General features: G+C 68.7%; 20 protein-coding genes. 8 read left to right on the forward strand and 12 right to left on the reverse strand.

Going from position 1 to position 20,248, the window contains the following annotated elements; translation table 11 throughout:
- Window positions 1-4: 4 nt before the first annotated feature.
- On the reverse strand, window positions 5-1,003 hold the full coding sequence (locus AC3A5Z_RS14155) for a CAP domain-containing protein (protein ID WP_487519992.1): 999 nt from the start codon (window positions 1,001-1,003) through the stop codon (window positions 5-7).
- A 136-nt stretch (window positions 1,004-1,139) separates the two neighbouring features.
- Here AC3A5Z_RS14155 and AC3A5Z_RS14160 point away from each other — a divergent pair, with 136 nt between their 5' ends.
- The 4 genes from AC3A5Z_RS14160 (at window position 1,140) to AC3A5Z_RS14175 (ending at window position 4,969) form a co-directional block, all read left to right on the forward strand.
- Window positions 1,140-1,901, forward strand: a complete 762-nt coding sequence (locus tag AC3A5Z_RS14160; RefSeq protein ID WP_487519993.1) for a PepSY domain-containing protein — start codon at window positions 1,140-1,142, stop codon at window positions 1,899-1,901.
- Window positions 1,902-1,938: 37 nt separating this feature from the next.
- On the forward strand, window positions 1,939-2,598 hold the full coding sequence (locus AC3A5Z_RS14165) for a response regulator transcription factor (RefSeq protein WP_487519994.1): 660 nt from the start codon (window positions 1,939-1,941) through the stop codon (window positions 2,596-2,598).
- Window positions 2,595-3,944 carry a sensor histidine kinase gene (locus AC3A5Z_RS14170; RefSeq protein ID WP_487519995.1) on the forward strand — a complete coding sequence of 450 codons (1,350 nt, stop codon included), beginning with the start codon at window positions 2,595-2,597 and terminating at the stop codon, window positions 3,942-3,944. The genes AC3A5Z_RS14165 and AC3A5Z_RS14170 overlap by 4 nt, the downstream gene beginning before the upstream one ends.
- Before the next feature lie 134 nt (window positions 3,945-4,078).
- Entirely contained in the window at window positions 4,079-4,969 is an 891-nt protein-coding gene (locus AC3A5Z_RS14175) for a response regulator (protein WP_487519996.1), read from the forward strand.
- 55 nt (window positions 4,970-5,024) lie between these two features.
- On the opposite strand, the gene AC3A5Z_RS14180 is transcribed toward AC3A5Z_RS14175, so the two are convergent.
- Genes AC3A5Z_RS14180 through AC3A5Z_RS14190 form a run of 3 tightly spaced genes read right to left on the reverse strand, consistent with a single transcriptional unit; the run spans window position 5,025 to window position 8,739 of the window.
- Window positions 5,025-7,385, reverse strand: coding sequence for a xanthine dehydrogenase family protein molybdopterin-binding subunit (locus AC3A5Z_RS14180; protein WP_487519997.1), 2,361 nt, complete (start codon window positions 7,383-7,385; stop codon window positions 5,025-5,027).
- A complete protein-coding gene (locus AC3A5Z_RS14185) occupies window positions 7,382-7,864 on the reverse strand; it encodes a (2Fe-2S)-binding protein (protein ID WP_487519998.1) in 483 nt (160 codons plus the stop codon). The genes AC3A5Z_RS14180 and AC3A5Z_RS14185 overlap by 4 nt, the downstream gene beginning before the upstream one ends.
- Window positions 7,861-8,739, reverse strand: coding sequence for an FAD binding domain-containing protein (locus AC3A5Z_RS14190; RefSeq protein WP_487519999.1), 879 nt, complete (start codon window positions 8,737-8,739; stop codon window positions 7,861-7,863). Before AC3A5Z_RS14190 ends, AC3A5Z_RS14185 begins: the two co-directional genes overlap by 4 nt.
- A 158-nt stretch (window positions 8,740-8,897) precedes the next feature.
- Here AC3A5Z_RS14190 and AC3A5Z_RS14195 point away from each other — a divergent pair, with 158 nt between their 5' ends.
- Window positions 8,898-9,548, forward strand: coding sequence for a TetR/AcrR family transcriptional regulator (locus AC3A5Z_RS14195; RefSeq protein WP_487520000.1), 651 nt, complete (start codon window positions 8,898-8,900; stop codon window positions 9,546-9,548).
- Between the two features lie 10 nt (window positions 9,549-9,558).
- Here the strand turns inward: AC3A5Z_RS14195 and AC3A5Z_RS14200 are convergent, their stop codons facing one another.
- From AC3A5Z_RS14200 to AC3A5Z_RS14225, 6 genes are read right to left on the reverse strand one after another with little or no spacing between them, the layout of a single operon-like run.
- Window positions 9,559-10,287 carry an SDR family oxidoreductase gene (locus tag AC3A5Z_RS14200; RefSeq protein ID WP_487520001.1) on the reverse strand — a complete coding sequence of 243 codons (729 nt, stop codon included), beginning with the start codon at window positions 10,285-10,287 and terminating at the stop codon, window positions 9,559-9,561.
- Between the two features lie 12 nt (window positions 10,288-10,299).
- A complete protein-coding gene (locus tag AC3A5Z_RS14205) occupies window positions 10,300-11,811 on the reverse strand; it encodes a UxaA family hydrolase (protein ID WP_487520002.1) in 1,512 nt (503 codons plus the stop codon).
- Window positions 11,808-12,818 (reverse strand): zinc-binding alcohol dehydrogenase family protein, encoded by a 1,011-nt coding sequence (locus AC3A5Z_RS14210; protein ID WP_487520003.1) that lies wholly within the window; start codon window positions 12,816-12,818, stop codon window positions 11,808-11,810. The genes AC3A5Z_RS14205 and AC3A5Z_RS14210 overlap by 4 nt, the downstream gene beginning before the upstream one ends.
- Window positions 12,815-13,591, reverse strand: a complete 777-nt coding sequence (locus AC3A5Z_RS14215; RefSeq protein WP_487520004.1) for an ATP-binding cassette domain-containing protein — start codon at window positions 13,589-13,591, stop codon at window positions 12,815-12,817. Before AC3A5Z_RS14215 ends, AC3A5Z_RS14210 begins: the two co-directional genes overlap by 4 nt.
- 59 nt (window positions 13,592-13,650) lie before the next feature.
- A complete protein-coding gene (locus tag AC3A5Z_RS14220) occupies window positions 13,651-14,589 on the reverse strand; it encodes a substrate-binding domain-containing protein (protein WP_487520005.1) in 939 nt (312 codons plus the stop codon).
- 37 nt (window positions 14,590-14,626) lie between these two features.
- Window positions 14,627-15,652 carry an ABC transporter permease gene (locus AC3A5Z_RS14225; RefSeq protein ID WP_487520006.1) on the reverse strand — a complete coding sequence of 342 codons (1,026 nt, stop codon included), beginning with the start codon at window positions 15,650-15,652 and terminating at the stop codon, window positions 14,627-14,629.
- Window positions 15,653-15,769: 117 nt separating this feature from the next.
- Here AC3A5Z_RS14225 and AC3A5Z_RS14230 point away from each other — a divergent pair, with 117 nt between their 5' ends.
- Window positions 15,770-16,672 carry a GntR family transcriptional regulator gene (locus tag AC3A5Z_RS14230; RefSeq protein WP_487520007.1) on the forward strand — a complete coding sequence of 301 codons (903 nt, stop codon included), beginning with the start codon at window positions 15,770-15,772 and terminating at the stop codon, window positions 16,670-16,672.
- Here AC3A5Z_RS14230 and AC3A5Z_RS14235 read toward each other — a convergent pair.
- Window positions 16,664-17,626 (reverse strand): aldo/keto reductase, encoded by a 963-nt coding sequence (locus tag AC3A5Z_RS14235; protein WP_487520008.1) that lies wholly within the window; start codon window positions 17,624-17,626, stop codon window positions 16,664-16,666. The two genes, AC3A5Z_RS14230 and AC3A5Z_RS14235, sit on opposite strands and share 9 nt — an antisense overlap.
- A 141-nt stretch (window positions 17,627-17,767) precedes the next feature.
- Between AC3A5Z_RS14235 and AC3A5Z_RS14240 the strand changes: the two genes are divergently transcribed.
- Window positions 17,768-18,592: an amidohydrolase family protein gene (locus tag AC3A5Z_RS14240; RefSeq protein ID WP_487520009.1), complete on the forward strand. Its 825-nt coding sequence runs from the start codon at window positions 17,768-17,770 to the stop codon at window positions 18,590-18,592.
- A gap of 10 nt (window positions 18,593-18,602) precedes the next feature.
- Entirely contained in the window at window positions 18,603-18,932 is a 330-nt protein-coding gene (locus tag AC3A5Z_RS14245) for an L-rhamnose mutarotase (RefSeq protein WP_487520010.1), read from the forward strand.
- 65 nt (window positions 18,933-18,997) lie between these two features.
- Here AC3A5Z_RS14245 and AC3A5Z_RS14250 read toward each other — a convergent pair whose 3' ends face one another.
- Window positions 18,998-20,245: an aminotransferase class V-fold PLP-dependent enzyme gene (locus AC3A5Z_RS14250; RefSeq protein ID WP_487520011.1), complete on the reverse strand. Its 1,248-nt coding sequence runs from the start codon at window positions 20,243-20,245 to the stop codon at window positions 18,998-19,000.
- Between the last annotated feature and the right edge of the window lie 3 nt (window positions 20,246-20,248).

The raw sequence follows: 20,248 nt of genomic DNA on the forward strand, positions 1-20,248 counted from the left end.
CCCCTCAGGGCGTCGCCGTCTCCGCGAAGAGCCCCAGCGCCACCTTGCGCCCGGTGCCATCGCTGCGCAGCACGAAGCCGAAATGCGTCAGCGCCGGATCGAGCAGCCTTTGCCGCGAGCCCCCGGGCTCCAGCCAGTCGGCAACGAAGGCCTCCGCATCGCCCCGCGTGAGCGCGGCGCCGCAGCCGCCACAGCTGCCTGCGAGGCTCGCGATGGTAAGCCAGCCGCCGCGGTCCTCTGGCGGCAGCGCCTCGCCCAGCCCCTCCATGCCCGAGAGCGAGAAGCCGGAAAGATCCTCCGGCACCAGCCGTCCCGCCGCCTCGCTCAGCACCGGGCTCGGTTGCAGCGGCGTGAGGTCAGCCTCGCCGCGCGCCGCATTCAGCCGCTCCAGCGCGACTGCGGCGGCATCGGCGGCGGCCAGGCTCTGCGTGTCGTCGCCGCGCGGCAGGCCCGGGCCGGCAAAGGTCTGTACCGCATAGAGATCACGCCCGCCGCCGCCGACGACGGCGAAGCCGAAGCGGGCGAGGCCCTCGCGCAGGATATTCGCGCGGTGCCCGGGGCTGTTCATCCAGCCCTCCTGCAACGAGGCGATGCGCGCGGCGTCGGGGGCGGGACAGCCGGTGCAGCGGGCGATGTTCTCGGCAACCAGTTCCCACTCGCTGCCCCCCGCCTCGCGGTAGCGATCCTGCACCGTGTCGCCCTCGGGCGATTCATGGGCGTAGAAATCCCGCGCCAGCATGTCCTCTGCATGCGCCGCGGCCGCCTCCACCAGATCCTCGCCGCTCTCGAGAGGGCCGAGATCGGCCTCCTCCCGCGCGCCGTTCACCAGATCGAGCGCCTGACGCAGGAAGTCGTCGGATTGCGCCGACGCAGGCTGACCGAAGACTGCGAGACTGCAGAGGGCGAGACCGGAGAGCAGGGGACGCCGGGACCAGCGGCCCGGGAGGCGCGTCGCATCGCCGCGCGGGGTCCGCAGCAAGGGCCCAAGATCATGGTTCGCCATCGTCTCTTCCTCCGCACTGTTCCTCTTGCGAACCGGGGTCGCCCGCCATTGTTCCCCGGTCCTCCCGATCGGCAGGGAACCGCGGCGTCGGCAGGTGTTCATTCCCGGTTCATCATCTATCTGCTAGGCCAAGGGGATGACCGGCCGTTTCGCCCTTCTCGTCCTCGCCCTCGCAGCGTTCCTTCCCGGCTCGGGATGGGCGTGGCAAGAGCTTGGGCAGGCCGAACTGCGCGAGCGGGTGCGCAACGGCGACAGCCTGAGTCTTGCCCGCGTGCTGCGCAAGGTCGGCCAGAGACTGCCCGGCGAGGCGGTGGATGTCCGTGCCATCGCCGGCGACGGGGTATTCTACCGCATTCTCGTCATGCGTCCGAATGGCAAACTGACCTCGGTCGTTGTCGATGCCGCCACCGGCACTGTCGTGCCAAGCAACAGCGCCGTCGCGCGTGAGGTCACCAGAGCCGTGCGCAACAGCGCCGCCCAGCCAAGCCCCTCCGCCGCGCCGAGTGCCGCCCAAGGCAAGCCCGGCAAGGGAAAGGGCAGCGGCAATGCCGGAGGAGCGCCGGGCAAGAACGGCAACAATGGCAACGGGAACGGCAACGCCGGAGGCAACAACGGCAACGGGAACGGGAACGCCGGAGGCAACAACGGCAACGGGAACGGGAACGCCGGGGGCAACAATGGCAACGGGAACAGCGGAAACGGGACCAGCGGTAACAGCGGGAACGGAAACGGCAATAGCGGCGGCAACGGCAATAGCGGCGGCGGCAATAACGGAAACGGCGGCGGCAACGGCAACAGCGGCGGGAACGGCGGGGGCAACGGCGGCGGAAACGGAAATGGTGGCGGCAACGGGGGCGGTAACGGCGGTGGAAACGGTGGCGGCAACGGGCGAAAGTAGCTACTCTCGCCTCTCCATCCCCCACGCCGGAGCCATGATGCGCATTCTGCTGGCTGAAGACGAAGCCGTGCTCGCCGACCAGATCCGTCGGGTTCTGGCTGCAGAGGGCCGCGCCGTCGATGTGGCGCATGACGGCGACGAGGTGGCCTTCCTCGGCCAGACCGAACCCTATGACGCCATCATCCTCGATCTGGGCCTGCCGCAGCGCGACGGGCTGTCGATCCTCAAGGACTGGCGGGCGCAGGGGATCACCACGCCGGTGCTGATCCTGACCGCGCGGGACGGCTGGTCGCAGCGCGTCGACGGGCTCGACGCCGGGGCGGACGACTATCTGACCAAGCCCTTCCACATGACCGAGCTCGCCGCCCGCATCCGCGCGATCCTGCGCCGCCGGATGCCCTCCGCCGATCCGGTGTTCCGCAAGGGCACGGTGGAGTTCGACACCCGGACCGGCCGCGCCTCGATCGATTACATGCCGGTCGATCTGACCCAGCAGGAGGTAGCGGTGCTGACCTATCTCGTGCACAACGTCGGGCGGATGGTGACGCGGACCGAGCTTTCGGAACACATCTACGTCTATGACGGCGACCGCGACTCCAACACCATCGCCGTCTTCGTGGCACGGCTGCGCAAGAAGCTGGGGCCGGATCTGATCCGCACGGTGCGCGGCAGAGGCTACTGCATAGACGCTGCATGATGCGCTCGCTGCAGGGACGCGCCATCCTGTCGGGCGCCGCGCTGGCGACGGCGAGCATGGGGCTGGGTGGCGTCACGCTCTTCGTCTTCCTCAACGCCATCGCGCAGGAGCGCTTCGACGACGCGATTTCCGACCGGCATCTGCAGGTGGTCATCGCCTCGCTCTCCGCCGGGCCCGACCCCGAGGCGATCGCCAGCGCGCTGGCCCTGCCCGCCTATGACCGGCCCTATTCCGGCAGCTACTGGCAGATCGTGCGCGCCGACGGCTCGGCCCTGACCTCGCGCTCGCTCTTCGACGCGCTGCTGCCGGTTCCGGCCGATGTCGGCTCCGCCCTCGCCTTCTCCGATGCCCAAGGGCCGGACGGCCCCGTCAGGCTCGGCTACCGCCAGATCCTCACCGAGGATGCCGAGCCCCAGACCGTGGTCGTGGGCGAGGCGACCGAAGGGCTGGTGGCCGAGCGGCGGCAGGTCCGCAACGGGCTGGCGGCGGCCTTCAGCCTCGTCGCCGCCCTCGGTCTGGTGAGCGCGCTGCTGCAGACCTCCGCCGTGCTGCGCCCGCTGGGCGCGTTGCGGCGCGACATCACCCGGCGCTGGCAGGGCGAGGAGGTGCTCGACCCGCAGGCCTATCCCTCCGAGGTGGCGCCCCTGGTCGAGGACATCAACCTGCTGATCCAGCGCAACCGCGATCTTCTGGACCGCAACCGCCGGCAGGGTGCCGATCTGGCCCATGCGCTGCGCACGCCCTCGGCGATCCTGCGCAACGAACTCGACAGCTTTCTGGCCGAGGACGTGCCCGCGCAGCGCGCGCTGGAAGCGCTGGACCGGATCGATGCCCAGATCCTGCGCTCGCTGGCCCGGATCCGCGCGGCCAATGTCTCGGTCGGCACTGCGCGCACCGATGTGCGGCAATCCGCCGAGCGTCTGGCCCGGCTGTTCCGCTCCATGCTCAAGCTCGAGGCGCGGCTGTCGATCCAGGTCGAGGAGGGGCTGCGCGTGGCGATGGACACGCAGGATTTCGAGGAGGCGCTCGGCAACCTGCTCGACAACGCGACCAAGTGGTGCCGGTCCGAGGTGAGGCTGCGGGCGGTCGCCGACGGGGTCGAAGCGGTGGTGACAGTGGAGGATGACGGCCCCGGCCTGCCCGAAAGCGCCCATGCGGAGGCGATGCGGGCCGGTGGGCGGCTCGATCTCTCGGCGCAGGGGTCCGGTCTGGGCCTGCCCATCGCCCGCGATCTGGTGGAGGTCTATGGCGGTTCGCTCGGGCTCGGCTCCTCGGCGCTCGGCGGGCTCTGCGCCGTGCTCCGCCTGCCGATGCGCGGCGCCCACGGGCTCAGCGCCAAGGGCTGAGGCAGGCTTCCTCCTCTAGATGAACCCAAGATGAACGGACTGTTGGCTGCCGGTTCAACAACGATGTGATCCACTGCTGTCAGCACGCCAACGCGCCCATCCGGGCCGGGCGGACAGCCAAGCAGGAGAGTCACGTGCAGCAACTTTCAATCCCGGTATCCCAGCCAGAAGGCATGCGCCGCATCGCTCCCCGTCCCGTCGCACGGCCGGCGGCAAGCAACCGCTTTCACCCGAGCGAACTCGCCAACCGCGTCCGCGGGCTGAGCCCGCTCGCCCGGATCGAGGGCGTCACGCTGCGGGTGCGGACGACCGACCCGCATGACGAGAGCCAGTTCGACGACCGCGACCGCGTGCTGCAGCTGACGACCTCGCTCGTCAGCCTCGCCGTGCGCTATTCGCGCAACGGCAAGGTGAACCTGCGCGTCGATCGCGCGACGGATGGCGCCTTGCGGCTGTTCCTCACCTTCTCCGACATCGGTGCCCCCGACCGGGATCAGCAGCTGCTCTGGTCGGGCGACCGGGCGCCGGGCCGGACGCTGCAATCGGTGATCCGCGACTTCGTCTTCGACCTCGGCGCCGAAGTCGGCATCGCCGCCGGGCTGCACGACCAGACCGAACTCTGCATCACCCTGCCGAAGGCCTCCGGCGAGCGCCCGGTGGGCGAGCTTTCGGGGCTGCATATCCTGCTGATCGGCGAGGCCCATGATACGCTCGAGACGGCCTCGGCACTCCTCGTCTCGCGCGGCGCGCGGGTGACGACGCTGGGGCAGGGCGGGGCTTCGGCCCTTGGCCGCTTCGATGCGGTCATCGTCGATGTCGACGCGGTGGAGAACGAGGTCGAGACCCTCTTCAAGCTGCGCGACGCGGCCCATATGCGCGGCCAGCGTCAGGTCCCCGCCCTCGCCCTCGTCGGCACCGCGGCGCGCGAGGATATCGAGCGCTTGTTCTGCGTCGGCTTCGGCGCGATGACCTTCAAGCCGCTGCACATCGACGAGATCTGCCGGAAGCTGCAGGACGTGATCTGAACCCGCTGCGCAGAGGGCGAAGCCGGGCGCCTGCGCGATCGATGATGGGATCCGGTCAGCCCTGACCGACGCCGAGTGCGGCGAGGATGCGTGCGGGGGTCATCGGGGTTTGCATCAGCCGCGCGCCGAAGGGCGAGAGGGCGTCATTCACGGCGTTCATCACGGCGGCTCCGGCGGCGGCGGTCCCCGCCTCGCCCACGCCCTTGGCGCCGAGGATCGTGTCTTCGGTCAAGGTCTCGACATGGCCGATGATGATGTCGGGCATCTCGCAGGCCATCGGCACCAGATAGTCGGCGAGCGAGCCGTTCTGCAGCTGGCCGTTCTCGTCGTAAAGGCATTCCTCGAACAGAGCGGGGCCGAGCCCCTGCACCACGCCGCCGCGGATCTGCTCGTCGACCAGCAGCGGGTTGATGATCCGCCCGCAATCCTCGACGACCCAGTGCTTGAGCAGGCGCACCATCCCGGTCTCGACGTCGACCTCGACCAGCGCGGCCTGCACCCCGTTGGTGAAACCGAACGGGTAGCCGGTGGGCGCGAAATGCTGCGCCACGCTCAACGAGTTGTCGGTGCCCGCGGGAAGCGTCTCGGGGCGGTAGGTGGCGATGCGGCCCACCTCGGCCAGCGTCAGACGCTCCACTCCGGTCGCCGCGTCGACCACGGTCCCGTCGCGCAACGCCAGCGTGTCGGGATCGGCCTGCAGCACCGCCCCCGCGATCTCGGCGATGCGACGCGCCAGCTTGCGCCCGGCGCGCAGCGCGGTCTCGCCACCGATCCCCGCCCCGCGGCAGGCCCAGGCGGCCCCGCCCGAGGGGGTCGTGTCGGTGTCGCCCGTAGTGACCTTCACCTGATCCGGGTTCACACCCAGCTGGTCCGCGACGATCTGGGACACGATGGTCTCGGTCCCCTGCCCCTGCTCGGTCACCGAGATCGCGCAATGCACCTCGCCGCCGGGCGTCAGCCGCACCACCGCCCCGTCTTGCGCCGAAATCCGCGCCCCGCCGACGCCGTAGAAGGCGGCGCCCGGGTTGGTGATCTCGACGAAGGTGGCCAGACCGATGCCGCGATGGATGCCCGCCTTGCGCAGCTCCGCCTGGTCGCGCCGCAGCCCGTCATAGTCGATCATCTCGCGCAGCAGGCGCAGCGACTTCTGGTGCGAGAGCCTCTCGAACTGATAGCCGGTGGGCGAGGTGCGGGGATAGGCGTCGTCGGGCACCACGTTGCGCGCCCGGATCTCCCACGGGTCGATGTTCAGCAGCGCCGCTGCCTGATCCACCAGAGCCTCGGTTACCTGGCAGGCGATCGGATGGCCGACGGCGCGATATTGGCTTGCCTGCACCTTGTTCTGGAACAGCACCTTCAGCTCGCCCCGGTAGTCCGGCATCCGGTAGGGGGCACCCATCAGCCGGATCGACTGGTTGCCCTCCACCACCGAGGTGCGCGGATAGGCCGAGAAGGCGCCGACCGGGGTGCGGTCCTCCACATCCATCGCAAGGATCGTGCCGTCTGCGTCCAGCGCCATGCGGGCGCGGACGTGATGCTCGCGGGCATGGATGTCGCTGACGAAGCTCTCCAGCCGGTCGGCGACGAAGCGCACCGGGCGGTGCAGGATCAGCGTGGCGGCCACCGCCGCCATCTCCTCGTTGTAGAGATGCAGCTTCATGCCGAAGCTGCCGCCCACATCCGGCGCGATCACCCGCACCTTGTGGTCGGGCAGGCCGAACTGGCGGGCGTAGATGTCCTGAAACTGGTAGGGCGTCTGCGTGCCGTGATGCACCGTCAGCTGCCCGCTCGACGGGGTGTAATCCGCCACCACCGCGCGCGGCTCCAGCGTCACCGGCGTGTGCCGGCCGAAGGCATATTCACCCTCGACCACATGCGCGGCGCGGGCGAAGGCTTCGGCCACGCCCTCGGTCTTCAGCTCGGTGCGGAAGCACAGGTTGCTCTCCAGCCCCTCCGCCGCCAGCGGCGCGCCCGGCAGCAGCACCTCGTCCACGCCCGAGACCGGCTCCAGCTCGTCGAGATCCAGCAGGATGCGCTCGCAGGCATCCTCCGCCTCGGCCCGGCTGCGCGCCACCACCATCGCCACCGGATGCCCGGCCCAGAGCACCTCGCGCTCGGCGAGGATGTTCTGCGGCACGCTGACCATGCCGGCGAAATGGCCCAGCCCGCTGGTCCAGCTCTTGCAGCGCGCATTCAGCTCTGCCGCGGTGAAGACGGCGACGACCCCGGGTGCCGTCCGCGCCTCCTCGACGTCGAGCGCGGTGATCAGGCCATGCGCCATCGGGCTGCGCAGGAAGGCCGCATGCAGCATGCGCGGCAGCTGCAGGTCGCTGACAAAGGCGCCGCGCCCGGCCAGATGGCGCAGAGCGTTGTGCCGCAGATGCGGCTGGCCGATGTGGGCGGGACGGTCGCTCATGCCCCTGCCCCCGCGGCGCGGCGCTCGATGGTCACGGCGATGGCATCGACGATGGATTCATAGCCGGTGCAGCGGCAGAAGTTGCCCGAGAGCGCGGTGCGGATTTCGCCGCGATCCGGCGCGGGCGTGGCCTCGAGCAGGCTGTGCGCGGTGATCAGCATGCCGGGCGTGCAATAGCCGCATTGCAGCGCATTGCGCTCGTGAAAGGCCCTTTGCAGATCGGCCAAATCACCGCTTTCCGCCAGCCCCTCGATGGTCTGCACCTCCGATCCTGCCGCCTGCACCGCCAGCACGAGGCAGCCATGCACCGGCTTGCCGTCCAGAAGCACCAGACAGGCGCCGCAGACGCCCATCTCGCAGCCCAGATGCGTTCCGGTCAGCTGCAGCCGGTCGCGGAGAAAATCGGCAAGGCTCATGCGCGGCTCGACATGCTCAGCCACGGCCTCGCCATTGACGGTCAGGTGAAGCGGAAGCGTCATGCGGCAGTCTCCAGGGCTGGCTGTTTGGCAAGCCGGTGCAGGATCCGGCCCAGCAGCACGCGGGCCAGATGCAGCCGCGTCGCCCCGGGAAGCGTGACGTCATCCGCCGGATCGAGGTCATTCCCCAGCACCGCCTGCGCCGCGGCGATGGCATCGCCATCGAGCGCGAGGCCCCGCAGCGCGTCTTCGGCATGGCTCGCGCGCATCGGCGTGGCACCGACGGAGTGGAAGCAGATCCGCGCCTCGGCGGTGACCCCCTCGGCCTCCACCAGCCAGACGGCAGCGCCCACCATGGCAAAGTCGCCATGCCGCCGCGCCAGCTCGTCAAAGCCGCAGCGCAGGCCGGCGGGCGCGGGCGGGATCAGCACCGAGCGCAGGATCTCTCCCGGTTCCAGCGCCGTGGTGAAGAGATCGAGGAAGAAGTCCTCCACCCCGACCTGCCGCGCGCCCTCCGGTCCGACGATGTCGAACACGGCATCGAGACAGCGCACCACGGCGGGAAACTCCGATGCCGGATCGGCCAGCACAAGATTGCCGCCGAAGGTCGCCCGGTTGCGGATCGCCGGATGGGCGACATGGGCGGCGGCCTCGGCGAGAAGCGGCGCATGGGTGCGGACCAGCGGGTCGGAGAGGATCTGCGCATGGGTCGTCAGCGCGCCGATCCGCAGCCCCTCCCCAGTCAGCGAAATCCCCATCAGCTCCGGCAGGCGCGAGATGTCGATCAGCAGCGAAGGCGCCTGCAGCCGCAGCGCCAGAGAGGGCACGATGCTGTGCCCCCCGGCCAGCCAGAGCGCATCGCCCGCCGATCCGGCATACAGGTCCAGCGCCTCCGACACGGAATCCGCAAGCCGATATTCAAAGGGTGGCGGCTTCATCTCTTCCCCGTCCTCCGGCCAGGGCGGGCTCCTCGACCCAACTTCTGACCACTTGGTTACAAGTGGCAGGAGCAGCGAGTCTGCGCAAGAAATAAATGACCACTTGGTCACATCTTGCCGGGAGGCTATCCTCCGGGCGATTTGAGGAGAGTGATCCGATGGACGATCAGGTGCCGGCGCCGGCTCCCCGACGCAAGAACATGCGGTGGGAAGATCGCGAGAAGCAGATTCTCGAGGCGGCAGTGCGGTTCTTCGCGGAGAACGGCTTCGAGGGCCAGACGCGCGAGCTGGCCAAGCGGCTGGGGGTGTCGCATGCGGTGATCTACCGGCATTTCGACAGCAAGGAGGCGCTGATCGAGCGGGTCTACCAGCATGTCTACACCAGCCGCTGGCGCAGCGACTGGGAGGCGCTGATCCTCGACCGTTCGCTGCCGCTGGAGGAACGGCTGATCCGATTCTACCGCGCCTATGTGGACTGCGTCTTCGAATATGACTGGGTGCGGATCTTCGTATCGTCCGGGCTGAAATCCTACAGCCTTCCGCAGCGCTATCTCAGCATCATCCGGACCCGCGTCATCCTTCCGGCGGCGATGGAGCTGCGCCACGACCTCGGCCTGCCGGAGCGCGCTCCGACCGAGGCCGAGGAAGAGCTGTTCTGGGGCCTGCACGGCGGGGTCTTCTATATGGCGATCCGCAAGTACATCTACAGCACCGACGTCCCGCAGGATGCCGCCGCCGCCGTCACCCGCACCGTCCGGGCCTTCATGGGCGGCATCAAGGCGCAGGTCACCGAAGCGGAGCGCGGCTGAGCCCGCCCGCCTAAAGCGTCCAGCCGCCGTCGATGCAGACCGCCTGCCCGGTGGTATATGTCGCCCCCGCCAGATAGACGGCGAGATCCGCGATCTCCTCGGCCTCGGCGATGCGACCCATCGGCTGACGCGCGACGAAGGCTGCGCGGGCGGCATCGTAATCGCCGGTCGCGGCAAGCCTCTGGTCAAGCGAAGGCGACTGCACCGTGCCCGGGCAGATCGCGTTGCAGCGCACGCCACGGCCCACGACATCGGCGGCGACCGACTTGGTCAGCCCCAGCACCGCGGCCTTGGTGGTGGAATAGGCAAAGCGGTTCGGCACGCCCTTCACCGAAGAAGCGACCGAGGACATGTTCAGGATCACCCCCTGCCCCCGCTCCAGCATCCCCGGCAGCACGGCGCGGATGGTGCGCAGCATCGCCTTGACGTTCAGATCGAAGGCGAAGTCCAGCTCCGCATCCGTCACCTCGAGAATGCTGCCGGAATGCACGACCCCGGCGCAGTTGAAGAGCACATCCACCGGGCCGATCCCGGCGCAGAAGGCGGCGACGGCGGCACTGTCGAGCACGTCGAGCCGCGCGCTGCGGCAGCCCGTCAGCCCCTCCAGCCCCGTTTCGTTGATGTCGGTGGCGATCACCTCGGCCCCGGCGCGGGCGAAGGCCAGCGCGCTCGCCCGGCCGATTCCCTGTGCCGCAGCGGTGATCAGCACGCGCTGTCCGCTCAGATCTCCGCGTGTCATTCGCGCCCCCATCTACATCACCGCGCCGATCTGCCACGGCACGAACTCCACCGCGCCGAAGCCCTGCGCCTCGCTCTTGGTGTGTTCGCCCGAGGCGATGCGCAGCATCCGCTCGAAGATCTCGCGGCCTTTCTGCTCCAGCGTCACCCCCGAGAGGATCTCGCCACAGTCCACGTCCATGTCGGGCTCCATCCGCCGCCAGAGGTCGGGGTTGGAGGCGATCTTGAGACAGGGCACCGGGCGATAGCCTGAAACGCTGCCGCGCCCGGTGGTGAAGGCGATCAGATTGGCCCCCGACGCCACCTGCCCCGTGACCGAGCAGGGGTCGTAGCCCGGGCTGTCCATGAAGACGAAGCCTGGCGCGTCGATCGGCTCGGCATAGCGGTAGACCGCTGAAAGCGGCGCGGCCCCGCCCTTGGCCACCGCGCCGAGGCTCTTCTCGAGAATCGTCGTCAGCCCTCCGCGCTTGTTGCCGGGCGAGGGGTTGTTGTCCATCTCGCCGAAGTTGCGGGCGGTGTAATCCTCCCACCACTCGATCAGGTCGATCAGCCTGCGCCCGGTGGCCTCGTCGGCGCGGCGGGTCAGAAGATGCTCGGCGCCGTAAATCTCGGAGGTCTCCGACAGGATCGAGATGCCGCCCTGCGCCACCAGAAGATCCGAGGCGATCCCCAGCGCCGGATTGGCGGTGATGCCCGAATAGCCGTCCGATCCGCCGCATTGCATGCCGAGCACCAGCTTGGCCGCAGGCGCCTCGGCGCGGCTCGCGCGGTTGGCCTCGGCGGCCAGCTCGCGCAGGACCGCCACGCCCTTGTCGACGGTGGCGCGGGTGCCGCCGGTCTGCTGGATCGTCATGTAGCGGAAGCGCGCGCTGTCCTTCAGCGCCTTGCGGTCGATCAGGTCGGGGATCTGCATGACCTCGCAGCCCAGCCCCACCATGAGGATCGCGCCGAAATTGGGGTTGTGGCCATAGCCCGCGATGGTGCGGAACAGCGTCTCGTAGCCCTCGCCCTTGCCCGACATGCCGCAGCCTGTGCCGTGGACGATGGGCACGATGCCGTCGACATTGGGAAAGTCGCGCAGCCAGCCCTGCCGTTCCGCCTCCTCGGCGATGAAGCGGGCGACCGACCCCGCGCAGTTCACCGACGTCAGGATGCCGATGTAGTTCCGCGTCCCCACCCGCCCCGAAGGCCGGTGAAACCCGCGGAAGCTCGCCGGCGCCTCGGCGACCGGCAGCGGCGTGGTGGCGGTGCCGAAGCCGTAATCCTGCCGATGCGCCCCCATTCCGAGGTTTTGCACATGGACATGCGCGCCCGCCGCGATGGCCTCTGTCGCCATGCCGATCACCTGCCCGTATTTCAGCACCGGCTCGCCCGCCGCGATGGCGCGGATCGCCACCTTGTGCCCGGCGGGAATGGCCTCCGCGGCACTGACCGTGGCCGCCACCGGGGCGCCGGGGGCCAGCGGCTGCAGCGCCACCATGATGTTGTCGCGCTCATGCAGGCGCAGAACGGTCGGGGCACTCATGGCGTGACCAGCATCTTGACGATCCCGTCGCGGTCATGGACCAGCGCCGGGAACCGCGCGGGCAGCTCCGCCAGAGGCACCACGCCCGAGATCAGCGCCTCGGTCGGGATCAGATCGGCGCGGATCGCGGCGATCACCCGGTCGAAATCTAGGCGGAGCGCGTTGCGGCTGCCGATGATCCGGGCCTCGCGCTTGTGGAACTCGGCATCGGAAAAGCCGATGTCGCCCTTGACCACGCTCACCAGCACCGTGCTGCCGCCATGCGCGAGCAGCGGAAAGCCGGCCTCGATGGCCTGCGCATTGCCGGTGGCGTCGAAGACCGCATCGAACCCCTCGGCCAGATCGCCGGTCAGAAGATCATCCGACGGCAGGTGCAGCCGGTCGAAACCGCAGAGATCGCGCGCCAGATCCAGCCGCTTCCGGCTGAGATCCATCAGATGCACCTCCGCCCCCGCCAGCCGCGCAAAGAGCGCGGTCCCCAGTCCGATGGGCCCGGCGCCGGTGACCAGCACCAGATCGCCCTCGCCCACGCCGGAGCGTGCGACGGCATGGGCGCCGATCGCCAGAAATTCCACCATCGCCGCCTGCTCGGGCGTCAGCCCGTCGGCGGGGTAGAGATTGCCCGCGGGCACGGCGATGCGCGCGCACATGCCGCCGTCGCGGTGCACGCCCAGAACCTGTATCTGGCGGCAGCAGTTCGGCTTGCCCCGCCGGCAGGCCCGGCAGGTGCCGCAGGAGAGATAGGGATTCACCACGACGAGCTTGCCCTGATCGGGACCGCTGGCGACATGGCCCGACAGCTCGTGGCCGATCACCCGCGGATACTCCAGGAACGGGTGCTTGCCTTCGAAGATGTGGTAATCGGTGCCGCAGATGCCGATGGCGGCGATGTCCACCAGCACCCAGCCCTCCGGCGCCTCGACCGGCATCGGCCTTGGCTCGACGCTGAACTGCCCCGGCTCGACGCAGACGCCGCAGTCCATCATGGTCGTCACGACATCCTTCATTGCGCGGCCTCGAGGTTGCGGGCGCTCCAATCGCCGGGCAGCTCGCCCTTGACGATCAGGCTGAGCACGTCGTCCTTGCTGACCTCGGCGATGGCATGGGCGCCGACGACGCGGCCCTTGTTCATCACCACCACCCGGTCGCAGAGGTCGAAGACATCGTGCATGTCGTGGCTGACCAGAAAGATGCCGATGCCCTCGGCGCGCAGCTGGCGGATCAGGTCGGCCACCATCGCCGTCTCGGAGGGCCCGAGCGCCGCGGTCGGCTCGTCCATGATCAGCACCTTCGTATCGAAATAGATCGCCCGCGCGATGGCTATCACCTGCCGCTGGCCGCCCGACAGGCTGGAGACCGGATCGCGCAGGTTCTTGAAATTCGGGTTCAGCCGCGCCAGCACCTCGCGGGCGGCGCGCAGCATCGCGGCATCGTCAAGATTGCCGAAGCGGGTCTTCAGCTCGCGCCCGAGAAACAGGTTGCTCGGCGCATCGAGATGGTTGGCCAGCGCCAATGTCTGATAGATCGTCTCGATGCCCTGCGCGCGGGCATCATTGGGCTCGGTGAATTTCACCGCGCCACCATTCACGCGGATCTCGCCGCTGCTCGGCGTCATCGCCCCCGACAGGATACGCATCAGGCAGGACTTGCCCGCCCCGTTGTGGCCCAGAAGACCCACGACCTCGCCCGGGAACAGGCTGACCGAAACCCCGTCCACGGCGCGGACGCCGCCGAAGGATTTCGCGATGTCGATCATCTCGACCAGCGGCTGCTGTGACATGGTTGGGGCCTTTCGCAAGCTGTCGGGAAGCGGGGGCCGCGCACGGCCCCCGGCTGGCATCAGTAAAGGACGTTCTGCGCCTCGTCGGAATCGACATTGGCCTTGTCGACCATCACGACGCCGGTGTTGATGAAGCTTTCGACGGTCTTGCCGCCGAGGATGTCCATCACCGCCTGCACGCCCATCTCGCCCATCGCGAAGGAGCCCTGCACCGCCGTCGCCGTCAGCACGCCGTCGCGGACGAATTGCTGCAGATCCTCGTTGCCGTCGAAGCCGAGCGCCACAAGCTGACCGGCCTTGCCTGCCTGCATGATCGCGCGCCCCATGCCGACGGCGGTCGGCTCGTTGGCGCCGAAGATGCCGACGAGATCGGGGTTAGAGGCCAGCATGTCCGTGGTCTGGTTCAGCGCATTGGCCATCTGGCTTTGGGAATAAAGCGGGCCGACGATCTCCAGCTCGGAATTGGCCTTGAGATAGTCGCTGAAGCAGCCGACGCGACCGATCTCCGACCCGACGCCCGCGACATAGGACATGATGCCGACCTTGCCGGTGGTCCCGGCCGCCTCGATCATGCGCTTGGCGACAGCCTCGCCCGCGGCGCAGTTGTCGGTGGAGAGGAAGGCCTGAAAGGCGCCCTTGCCGCCCTCGCCCAGGGCGCTGTCGATGATCACCACCGGAATGCCGCTCTCATAGGCGCGGCGCACCACCGGGATCAGCGCATCGGGGTCCGACGGCGCCAGCACCAGACCCGAGACGCCGCGGTTGATCGCGTTCTCGACCATGCCGACCTGATCGGCCACCGCGCTTTCCGAAGCGGGGCCGTCGAAGGTGATCGTATGCTCCGACTGGCCCTCGATGGCGGCCTGCGCGCCCTTGTTCACGTTCTGCCAGAAATTCGAATTGGTCGTCTTGACGATCACCGCGATCTCGCCCGCCTGAACCGCGCCTGCGGTCAGGGCGAGGGCGGATACGGCCAGGCATGTCTTCAGCAGCTTCATCTTGGTTCCTCCTCCGTTGATGATTGTGGTGCGGGACTCAGCGCCGGTTGCGCAGCTGGTCGATCCAGACCGCGCCGATCACGACGAAGCCGATGACAATCTGCTGGATGAAGGCCGAGACGCCCGACATGTTGAGCCCGTTGCGCAGGATGCCGATGATGAAGGCGCCGATCATCGTGCCCCCGATCGTGCCGACCCCGCCCGACAGCGATGCCCCGCCAATGACCGCCGCCGCGATGGCGTCGAGCTCGTACATCACGCCCTCGCTCGGCTGGGCGGTGACCAGACGCGACATCAGCACATTGCCCGCAAGCCCGGCCAGCGCGCCCGACATGGTGTAGGCATACATCTTGGTCCAGTCGACCTTGACCCCGGACAGCCGCGCGGCCTCCTCGTTGGAGCCCGTGGCATAGATGTGCCTGCCGATCTGGCGCCGCCGCAGCAGGTAGCTCGCAGCCAGCGCCACCACCAGAAGCAGGATTGCCGGATAGGGAATGCCCGGAAAGATCACCCGCGGAAAGCCGTTGGCCTGCATCTCGACTATGCGGAACAGCGCGCCGTTGCCCAGCAGCCCGAAGCCGTCGCCGAGCTGCGAGATCGGCGCCGCGCCGGTCAGCTGCAGCGCCACGCCGCGCGCGATCAGCATCATGCCCAATGTGGCGACGAAGGGCGGGATCCGCATCCGGGTGATGACGAAGCCGTTGAAGGCGCCGCAGGCCGCGCCGACGGCGATGCCCGCGCACATGGCCGGGATCACCGGCAGGCCGATCTTCACCGCCATCGCCGAGATCACCCCCGACAGCGCCAGCACCGAGCCGACCGACAGATCGATCCCGCCGGTGATGATCACCATGGTCATGCCGATGCCCAGAAGCCCGATGACCGAAGTCTGCAAGAGCACGGTGAGCCCGTTGTTCACCGACAGGAAGGCAGGGCTCGCCATGGCAAAGCCGAGCACCAGCAGCACAAGCGTCAAAAGGGCAGAGACCCGGTGAAGTTGACCGCTGGCAACCATCAGCTTCCGGTCGCCCGTGCCGAGCCACGGCTTGCTCGCATCTGACATCGTTCCCCCCGACCGATTGCATCAAATTATTAAACACCATGTTTGCGGCGCTTGTATCTGTCAACGGTTTTTAATAATTTAGGACAAATACAGAAACCGACGCAGCAGGAGGCCGCCATGTCACGCAGCGATATCCGCTACCGCGAGGCGCACAACCGGCTGCTCGCCTTCTGCGGCACCCTGGTCGTGGGCGCGCCCCTGCCCGCCGAGGCCGCGCTGAGCGAGGTGGCGGGCGTCAGCCGCACCGTGGTGCGGCGCTGTCTCGCCCGGCTTGCCGAACGCGGCGTCATCGCCTGGGACGGGCGATCGAAGCAGATCCTGCGCGCGCCGCAGCCCGGCGACCGGATCGCGGTCAGCGACAGCGGCAACGGGCGCGACCAGCTGGAGCAGCGCTTTCTCGACTGGATCCTGCGCTTCGACGTGCCCGCCGACACGCCGCTGTCAGTCGCGGAACTGGCGCGCACCTTCGGCGTCGCCCAGCACGACCTGAAGGAGTTCCTCGCCGGGCTCAGCCGCTTCGGGCTGGTGGCGCGCCGACCGCAGGGCGGCTGGATGCTGCGCGGCTTCACCAAGGAGTTCTCGATCGAGCTGTCGGATTTCCGGCTGGTGCTGGAGCTCGACGCCGTGGCCAAGGCCGCCGAGGCGCCGCTGGATCACCCGATCTGGCCGCGGCTGGCGGAGCTGCGCCAAGCGCATCTGGCGCTGAGCACACAGATTGAAACCGATTTTCACGAGTTCTCCAAACTGGACGAGGCCTTTCACGAGGCGATCAACTCGGTGGTGCGCAACCGCTTCGTCACCGAGTTCCAGAAGGTGATCTCGCTGATCTTCCACTACCACTACATGTGGGACAAGACCCACGAGAAGGAGCGCAACCTCGCCGCGATCAACGAGCATCTGGCGATCATCGATGCGCTGGAGGCCCGCGATGCGGCGCGCGCGACCGAAGCGGCGCGGCGGCATCTGCGGACCTCGAAATCGACGCTGCTCTCCTCGCTGCGCCACCACGATCTAGGCTAGCAGCCCCTCCGCCCCCGCTGGCAGATCCTGCCGCAGCGCCTCGAGATTGCGCTGCAGCGTCCGCCGGTTTGCGGTTCCCAGAAGAACCGAGGCCGCGGCGGGATGGCGGCGGGCGAAATGCAGTGCGGCGGTCGCCAGCGGAACACCCTGCGCCTCGGCCCGGCGCTGCAGCTCGGACACACGGTCCAGCACATCCTGCGGCGCGGGGCCGTAGTCATAGGTGGCCCCCGGCACCGGCCCGGTCGCGAGGATGCCGGAGTTGAAGATGCCGCCGAGGATCAGGCTCGTCCCGGCCTCGCGGCAGCGCGGCACCAGCTCCGCCTCGGCGGAGCGGTCCAGCAGCGTCAGCCGACCGGCAAGCAGGATCGCGTCCAGCGGCCCGTGATCCATCACCTGCAGGCAGATCTCGGACTCGTTGACCCCAAGCCCGAAGGCGCCGATCCGGCCCGCTCGCTTCAGCTGCACCAGCCGCTCGTAGCCCGAACTGAAAAAAGCTTCCATATGCGCGGCATTGCCCGCGCCATGGGTGTAGCTGCCCAGATCATGCACATAGGCGATGTCGACACGCGATACGCCCAGCCGCTCGAAGCTCTGCTCCAGGCTCTGCTCGATCCCGTCGCCGGAGTAGTCATAGCGCACGTCGTTCTGCGCCGGGCGGATGTAGCCATCGGCCTCCTCGATCGGCGCCGCAGCGGGCGAGAGCACCCGGCCCACCTTGGTCGAAAGCGCATAGCCCTGCCGTCCAACCAGAAACCGCCCGAGCCGCTGCTCCGACAGCCCCCGGCCATAATGCGGCGCGGTATCGAAATAGCGGATGCCCTCGTCCCACGCCGCCTGCAGCACCTCCTGCGCCGCCGCGTCCTCGATCTCGCGGTAGAGGTTGCCGATGCTGGCGCAGCCGAAGGAAATATCGGTCACGCTGACCTCAGTCCTGCCGATCCGGTTGCTCTTCATGCCTTCTCTCCTGCCGGAGCCGCGTCGCGGCGTTGCCTGGGCGATCTGTCGGAGAGCGCCATTGCCATTGTTGACACGTCGCCCACTCCTCCGATACGGTTTATTATTATTTAGAACATGCGTAAGCGACAAGGACAAGCCGTGATCATCGACGCACATCAGCATTTCTGGCGCATCTCGCGGGGCGATTACGGCTGGATGGACGACAGCGTCGCGGCAATCCGACGCGACATCCTGCCGGCGGATCTCGAGCCGCTGGCGGTGGCGAACGGGGTCGGCGGCACGGTTCTGGTGCAGGCTGCCCCGACGCTGGCCGAGACACGGTTCCTTCTGGAACTCGCCGACAGCAGCCCGCTGGTGCAGGGCGTGGTGGGCTGGATCGACCTCGAGGCCGATGTGGACCGCCAGCTGGCCGAGATCGCCCACCCCGCACTGCGCGGCATCCGCCCGATGCTGCAGGATATCGAGAATACCGGCTGGGTGCTGCAAGAGACGGTCGTCGCCGGGCTGCGCAAGGTGGCTGCGGCCGGCCTGCGGCTCGACGCGCTGATCACCCCGCGCCACCTGCCGATGATCGCCGAGCTTGCGGCGCTGGTCCCGACGTTGCCGATCGTCATCGACCATTGCGCCAAGCCGGTCTTCACCGGCACCGACCCCGGCGAGGACTGGCGTCGCGGCATGAGCGCGCTGGCCGCCCGCCCCGGCCTTTGCTGCAAGCTCTCGGGCCTCGCCAACGAATTCGGCCCCGGCTGGTCCGCGGGCACCCTGCGCCCGGTCTTCGACCACGTGCTTTCGGCCTTCGGGCCGGAACGGCTGATGTGGGGCAGCGACTGGCCGGTCCTGGAGCTGGCGGGCACCTATGGCGACTGGCTGGAGGTTGCGCAGCACCTGACGGCGGAACTGACGCCCGAAGACCGGGCGCAGATCTTCGGCGGCACGGCCCGCCGCTTCTACGAATTGCGCTGAGGGGATCGGGATGCAACGCATGGGTCATGTCATCGGCATCCGGGCCGAACATATCGCCGAGTACAAGCGGCTGCACGCGGCCGTCTGGCCGGAGGTGCTGGCGCGGCTCCGCGCCTCCAACATCACCAATTACTCGATCTTCCTGCGCGAGCCGGAGAATCTCATGTTCAGCTACTGGGAATATGTCGGCGCCGATTTCGCGGCCGACGATGCTGCCATCGCCGCCGATCCGGTGACGCAGCGCTGGTGGGCGCTCTGCGGTCCGATGCAGGTGCCGCTCGACACCCGCGCCGAGGGGGAATGGTGGGCGGCGACGGAAGAGGTGTTCCACCTCGACTGACCGTCACCCGCCGGGCGGCAGCGGCAACCCGGGCCAGCCCGGCCCGGATCGCCACAGCCCGATCCTCACCCCGCGCTGCGCTCCGACGCAGGCTTCAGCCAGTCGAGATAGCTCTGCGTGCCGCCATTGCGCGCGCCCGCCAGAGCGCGCCGGGCATCGACCTTCGCCGCCGTGGGGGCATCGCTCAGCACCGCGATCAGGATGTCGCGCACCAGTTCCGCTTGCCCCGGCATCAGGTTGCAGGGGTCGAGCTGGAAATAGCCGTTCTCGACCTCATGGCCCCGCACGATCAGCGGCGGGTCCTGCCGCCCGCAGATCTCGGCGAATTGCGCGGCACTGGCACCGGCCTGCGTCGGATCGACCCAGACCTGCAGCCGCTCCAGCGGGTTGTTCGTGGGATCGGGGATGCGCAGCGGCGTGACGCCCGTCAGCGGCGCCAGCGCGCTCTGCCACAGATCCAGCGCCCGGGTCTCCTCGGCGCGGATCGCCTCGTGGTCGCGCTCCATCCACTGCTCCATCGCGGCGATGGCCCCGGCGATGCTCTCCTTGCCGATCTTCATGCCGCGCCCGATGCCGGTGTTCTGCAGATAGGCCGCCCGCACCAGCTCCAGCGCGCCCGCGACGATGCCCGAGGTGGGGCCGCCGAGGAACTTGTGCCCCGAATAGATCACGATATCCGCGCCCGCCGTCAGAAAGCCCGTCAGATCGTATTCCGAGGCGGCATCGACGATCACCGGCACGCCGCGCGCATGGGCGATCTGCACGAAGGTGTCGAGCGGGATCATCCCGTAATCGGCGACGTGATGCGACACGACGTAGAGCGCCGCGGCGCAGGTCTCGTCCAGCGCGGCCTCGAGCTGGTAGTCCTTGGTCGAGGTGGATTGCCCGACGATCCGCGTCCGGCCCCCGGCAAGCGAGATCGCCTGCGAGACCGGCGCACCGTATTCGCACATGTGACCCATCTGGATGGCGACAGCGTTGCGCGGGCCGGGAGCCTCCGGCAAGGCCTCGGCGCGGGCCGGGTCGAGCCCGGTGATGCAACCGGCGATCGAGAGGGTGATGCCGGCGCTGGCCGAAGCCGTCAGAAAGCCCGCTTCGGCCCCGGTCAGCCGCCCGATGACCTCCGAGGCGCGGGCCTGCATCTCATGGATGCGGGCAAAGCGCGGCATCGCCTCGGCCGTCGCCTCGGCCACGCGCCGCGTGGCGATGGAGCCGCCGAGCGAGGTCATCGTGCCCGAGACGTTGATCATGCGGCCATAGCCCTGGGCGTCGTGCCATGACCAGTCGATCGGATGCTGGGTATTCTTGATCATGTG

The sequence above is a fragment of the Cereibacter sp. Soil_C_27 genome (assembly GCF_057657095.1).

What these genes read in the sequence shown, in the direction of transcription:
- AC3A5Z_RS14250 (WP_487520011.1), bottom strand. Translation starts at nt 20,245, where the DNA reads ATGATCAAGAATACCCAGCATCCGATCGACTGGTCATGGCACGACGCC.
- AC3A5Z_RS14185 (WP_487519998.1), bottom strand. Translation starts at nt 7,864, where the DNA reads ATGACGCTTCCGCTTCACCTGACCGTCAATGGCGAGGCCGTGGCTGAG.
- AC3A5Z_RS14235 (WP_487520008.1), bottom strand. Translation starts at nt 17,626, where the DNA reads ATGAAGAGCAACCGGATCGGCAGGACTGAGGTCAGCGTGACCGATATT.
- AC3A5Z_RS14225 (WP_487520006.1), bottom strand. Translation starts at nt 15,652, where the DNA reads ATGTCAGATGCGAGCAAGCCGTGGCTCGGCACGGGCGACCGGAAGCTG.
- AC3A5Z_RS14245 (WP_487520010.1), top strand. Translation starts at nt 18,603, where the DNA reads ATGCAACGCATGGGTCATGTCATCGGCATCCGGGCCGAACATATCGCC.
- AC3A5Z_RS14160 (WP_487519993.1), top strand. Translation starts at nt 1,140, where the DNA reads ATGACCGGCCGTTTCGCCCTTCTCGTCCTCGCCCTCGCAGCGTTCCTT.
- AC3A5Z_RS14215 (WP_487520004.1), bottom strand. Translation starts at nt 13,591, where the DNA reads ATGTCACAGCAGCCGCTGGTCGAGATGATCGACATCGCGAAATCCTTC.
- AC3A5Z_RS14205 (WP_487520002.1), bottom strand. Translation starts at nt 11,811, where the DNA reads ATGAGTGCCCCGACCGTTCTGCGCCTGCATGAGCGCGACAACATCATG.
- AC3A5Z_RS14220 (WP_487520005.1), bottom strand. Translation starts at nt 14,589, where the DNA reads ATGAAGCTGCTGAAGACATGCCTGGCCGTATCCGCCCTCGCCCTGACC.
- AC3A5Z_RS14170 (WP_487519995.1), top strand. Translation starts at nt 2,595, where the DNA reads ATGATGCGCTCGCTGCAGGGACGCGCCATCCTGTCGGGCGCCGCGCTG.
- AC3A5Z_RS14165 (WP_487519994.1), top strand. Translation starts at nt 1,939, where the DNA reads ATGCGCATTCTGCTGGCTGAAGACGAAGCCGTGCTCGCCGACCAGATC.
- AC3A5Z_RS14195 (WP_487520000.1), top strand. Translation starts at nt 8,898, where the DNA reads ATGGACGATCAGGTGCCGGCGCCGGCTCCCCGACGCAAGAACATGCGG.
- AC3A5Z_RS14155 (WP_487519992.1), bottom strand. Translation starts at nt 1,003, where the DNA reads ATGGCGAACCATGATCTTGGGCCCTTGCTGCGGACCCCGCGCGGCGAT.
- AC3A5Z_RS14190 (WP_487519999.1), bottom strand. Translation starts at nt 8,739, where the DNA reads ATGAAGCCGCCACCCTTTGAATATCGGCTTGCGGATTCCGTGTCGGAG.
- AC3A5Z_RS14200 (WP_487520001.1), bottom strand. Translation starts at nt 10,287, where the DNA reads ATGACACGCGGAGATCTGAGCGGACAGCGCGTGCTGATCACCGCTGCG.
- AC3A5Z_RS14230 (WP_487520007.1), top strand. Translation starts at nt 15,770, where the DNA reads ATGTCACGCAGCGATATCCGCTACCGCGAGGCGCACAACCGGCTGCTC.
- AC3A5Z_RS14210 (WP_487520003.1), bottom strand. Translation starts at nt 12,818, where the DNA reads ATGAAGGATGTCGTGACGACCATGATGGACTGCGGCGTCTGCGTCGAG.
- AC3A5Z_RS14180 (WP_487519997.1), bottom strand. Translation starts at nt 7,385, where the DNA reads ATGAGCGACCGTCCCGCCCACATCGGCCAGCCGCATCTGCGGCACAAC.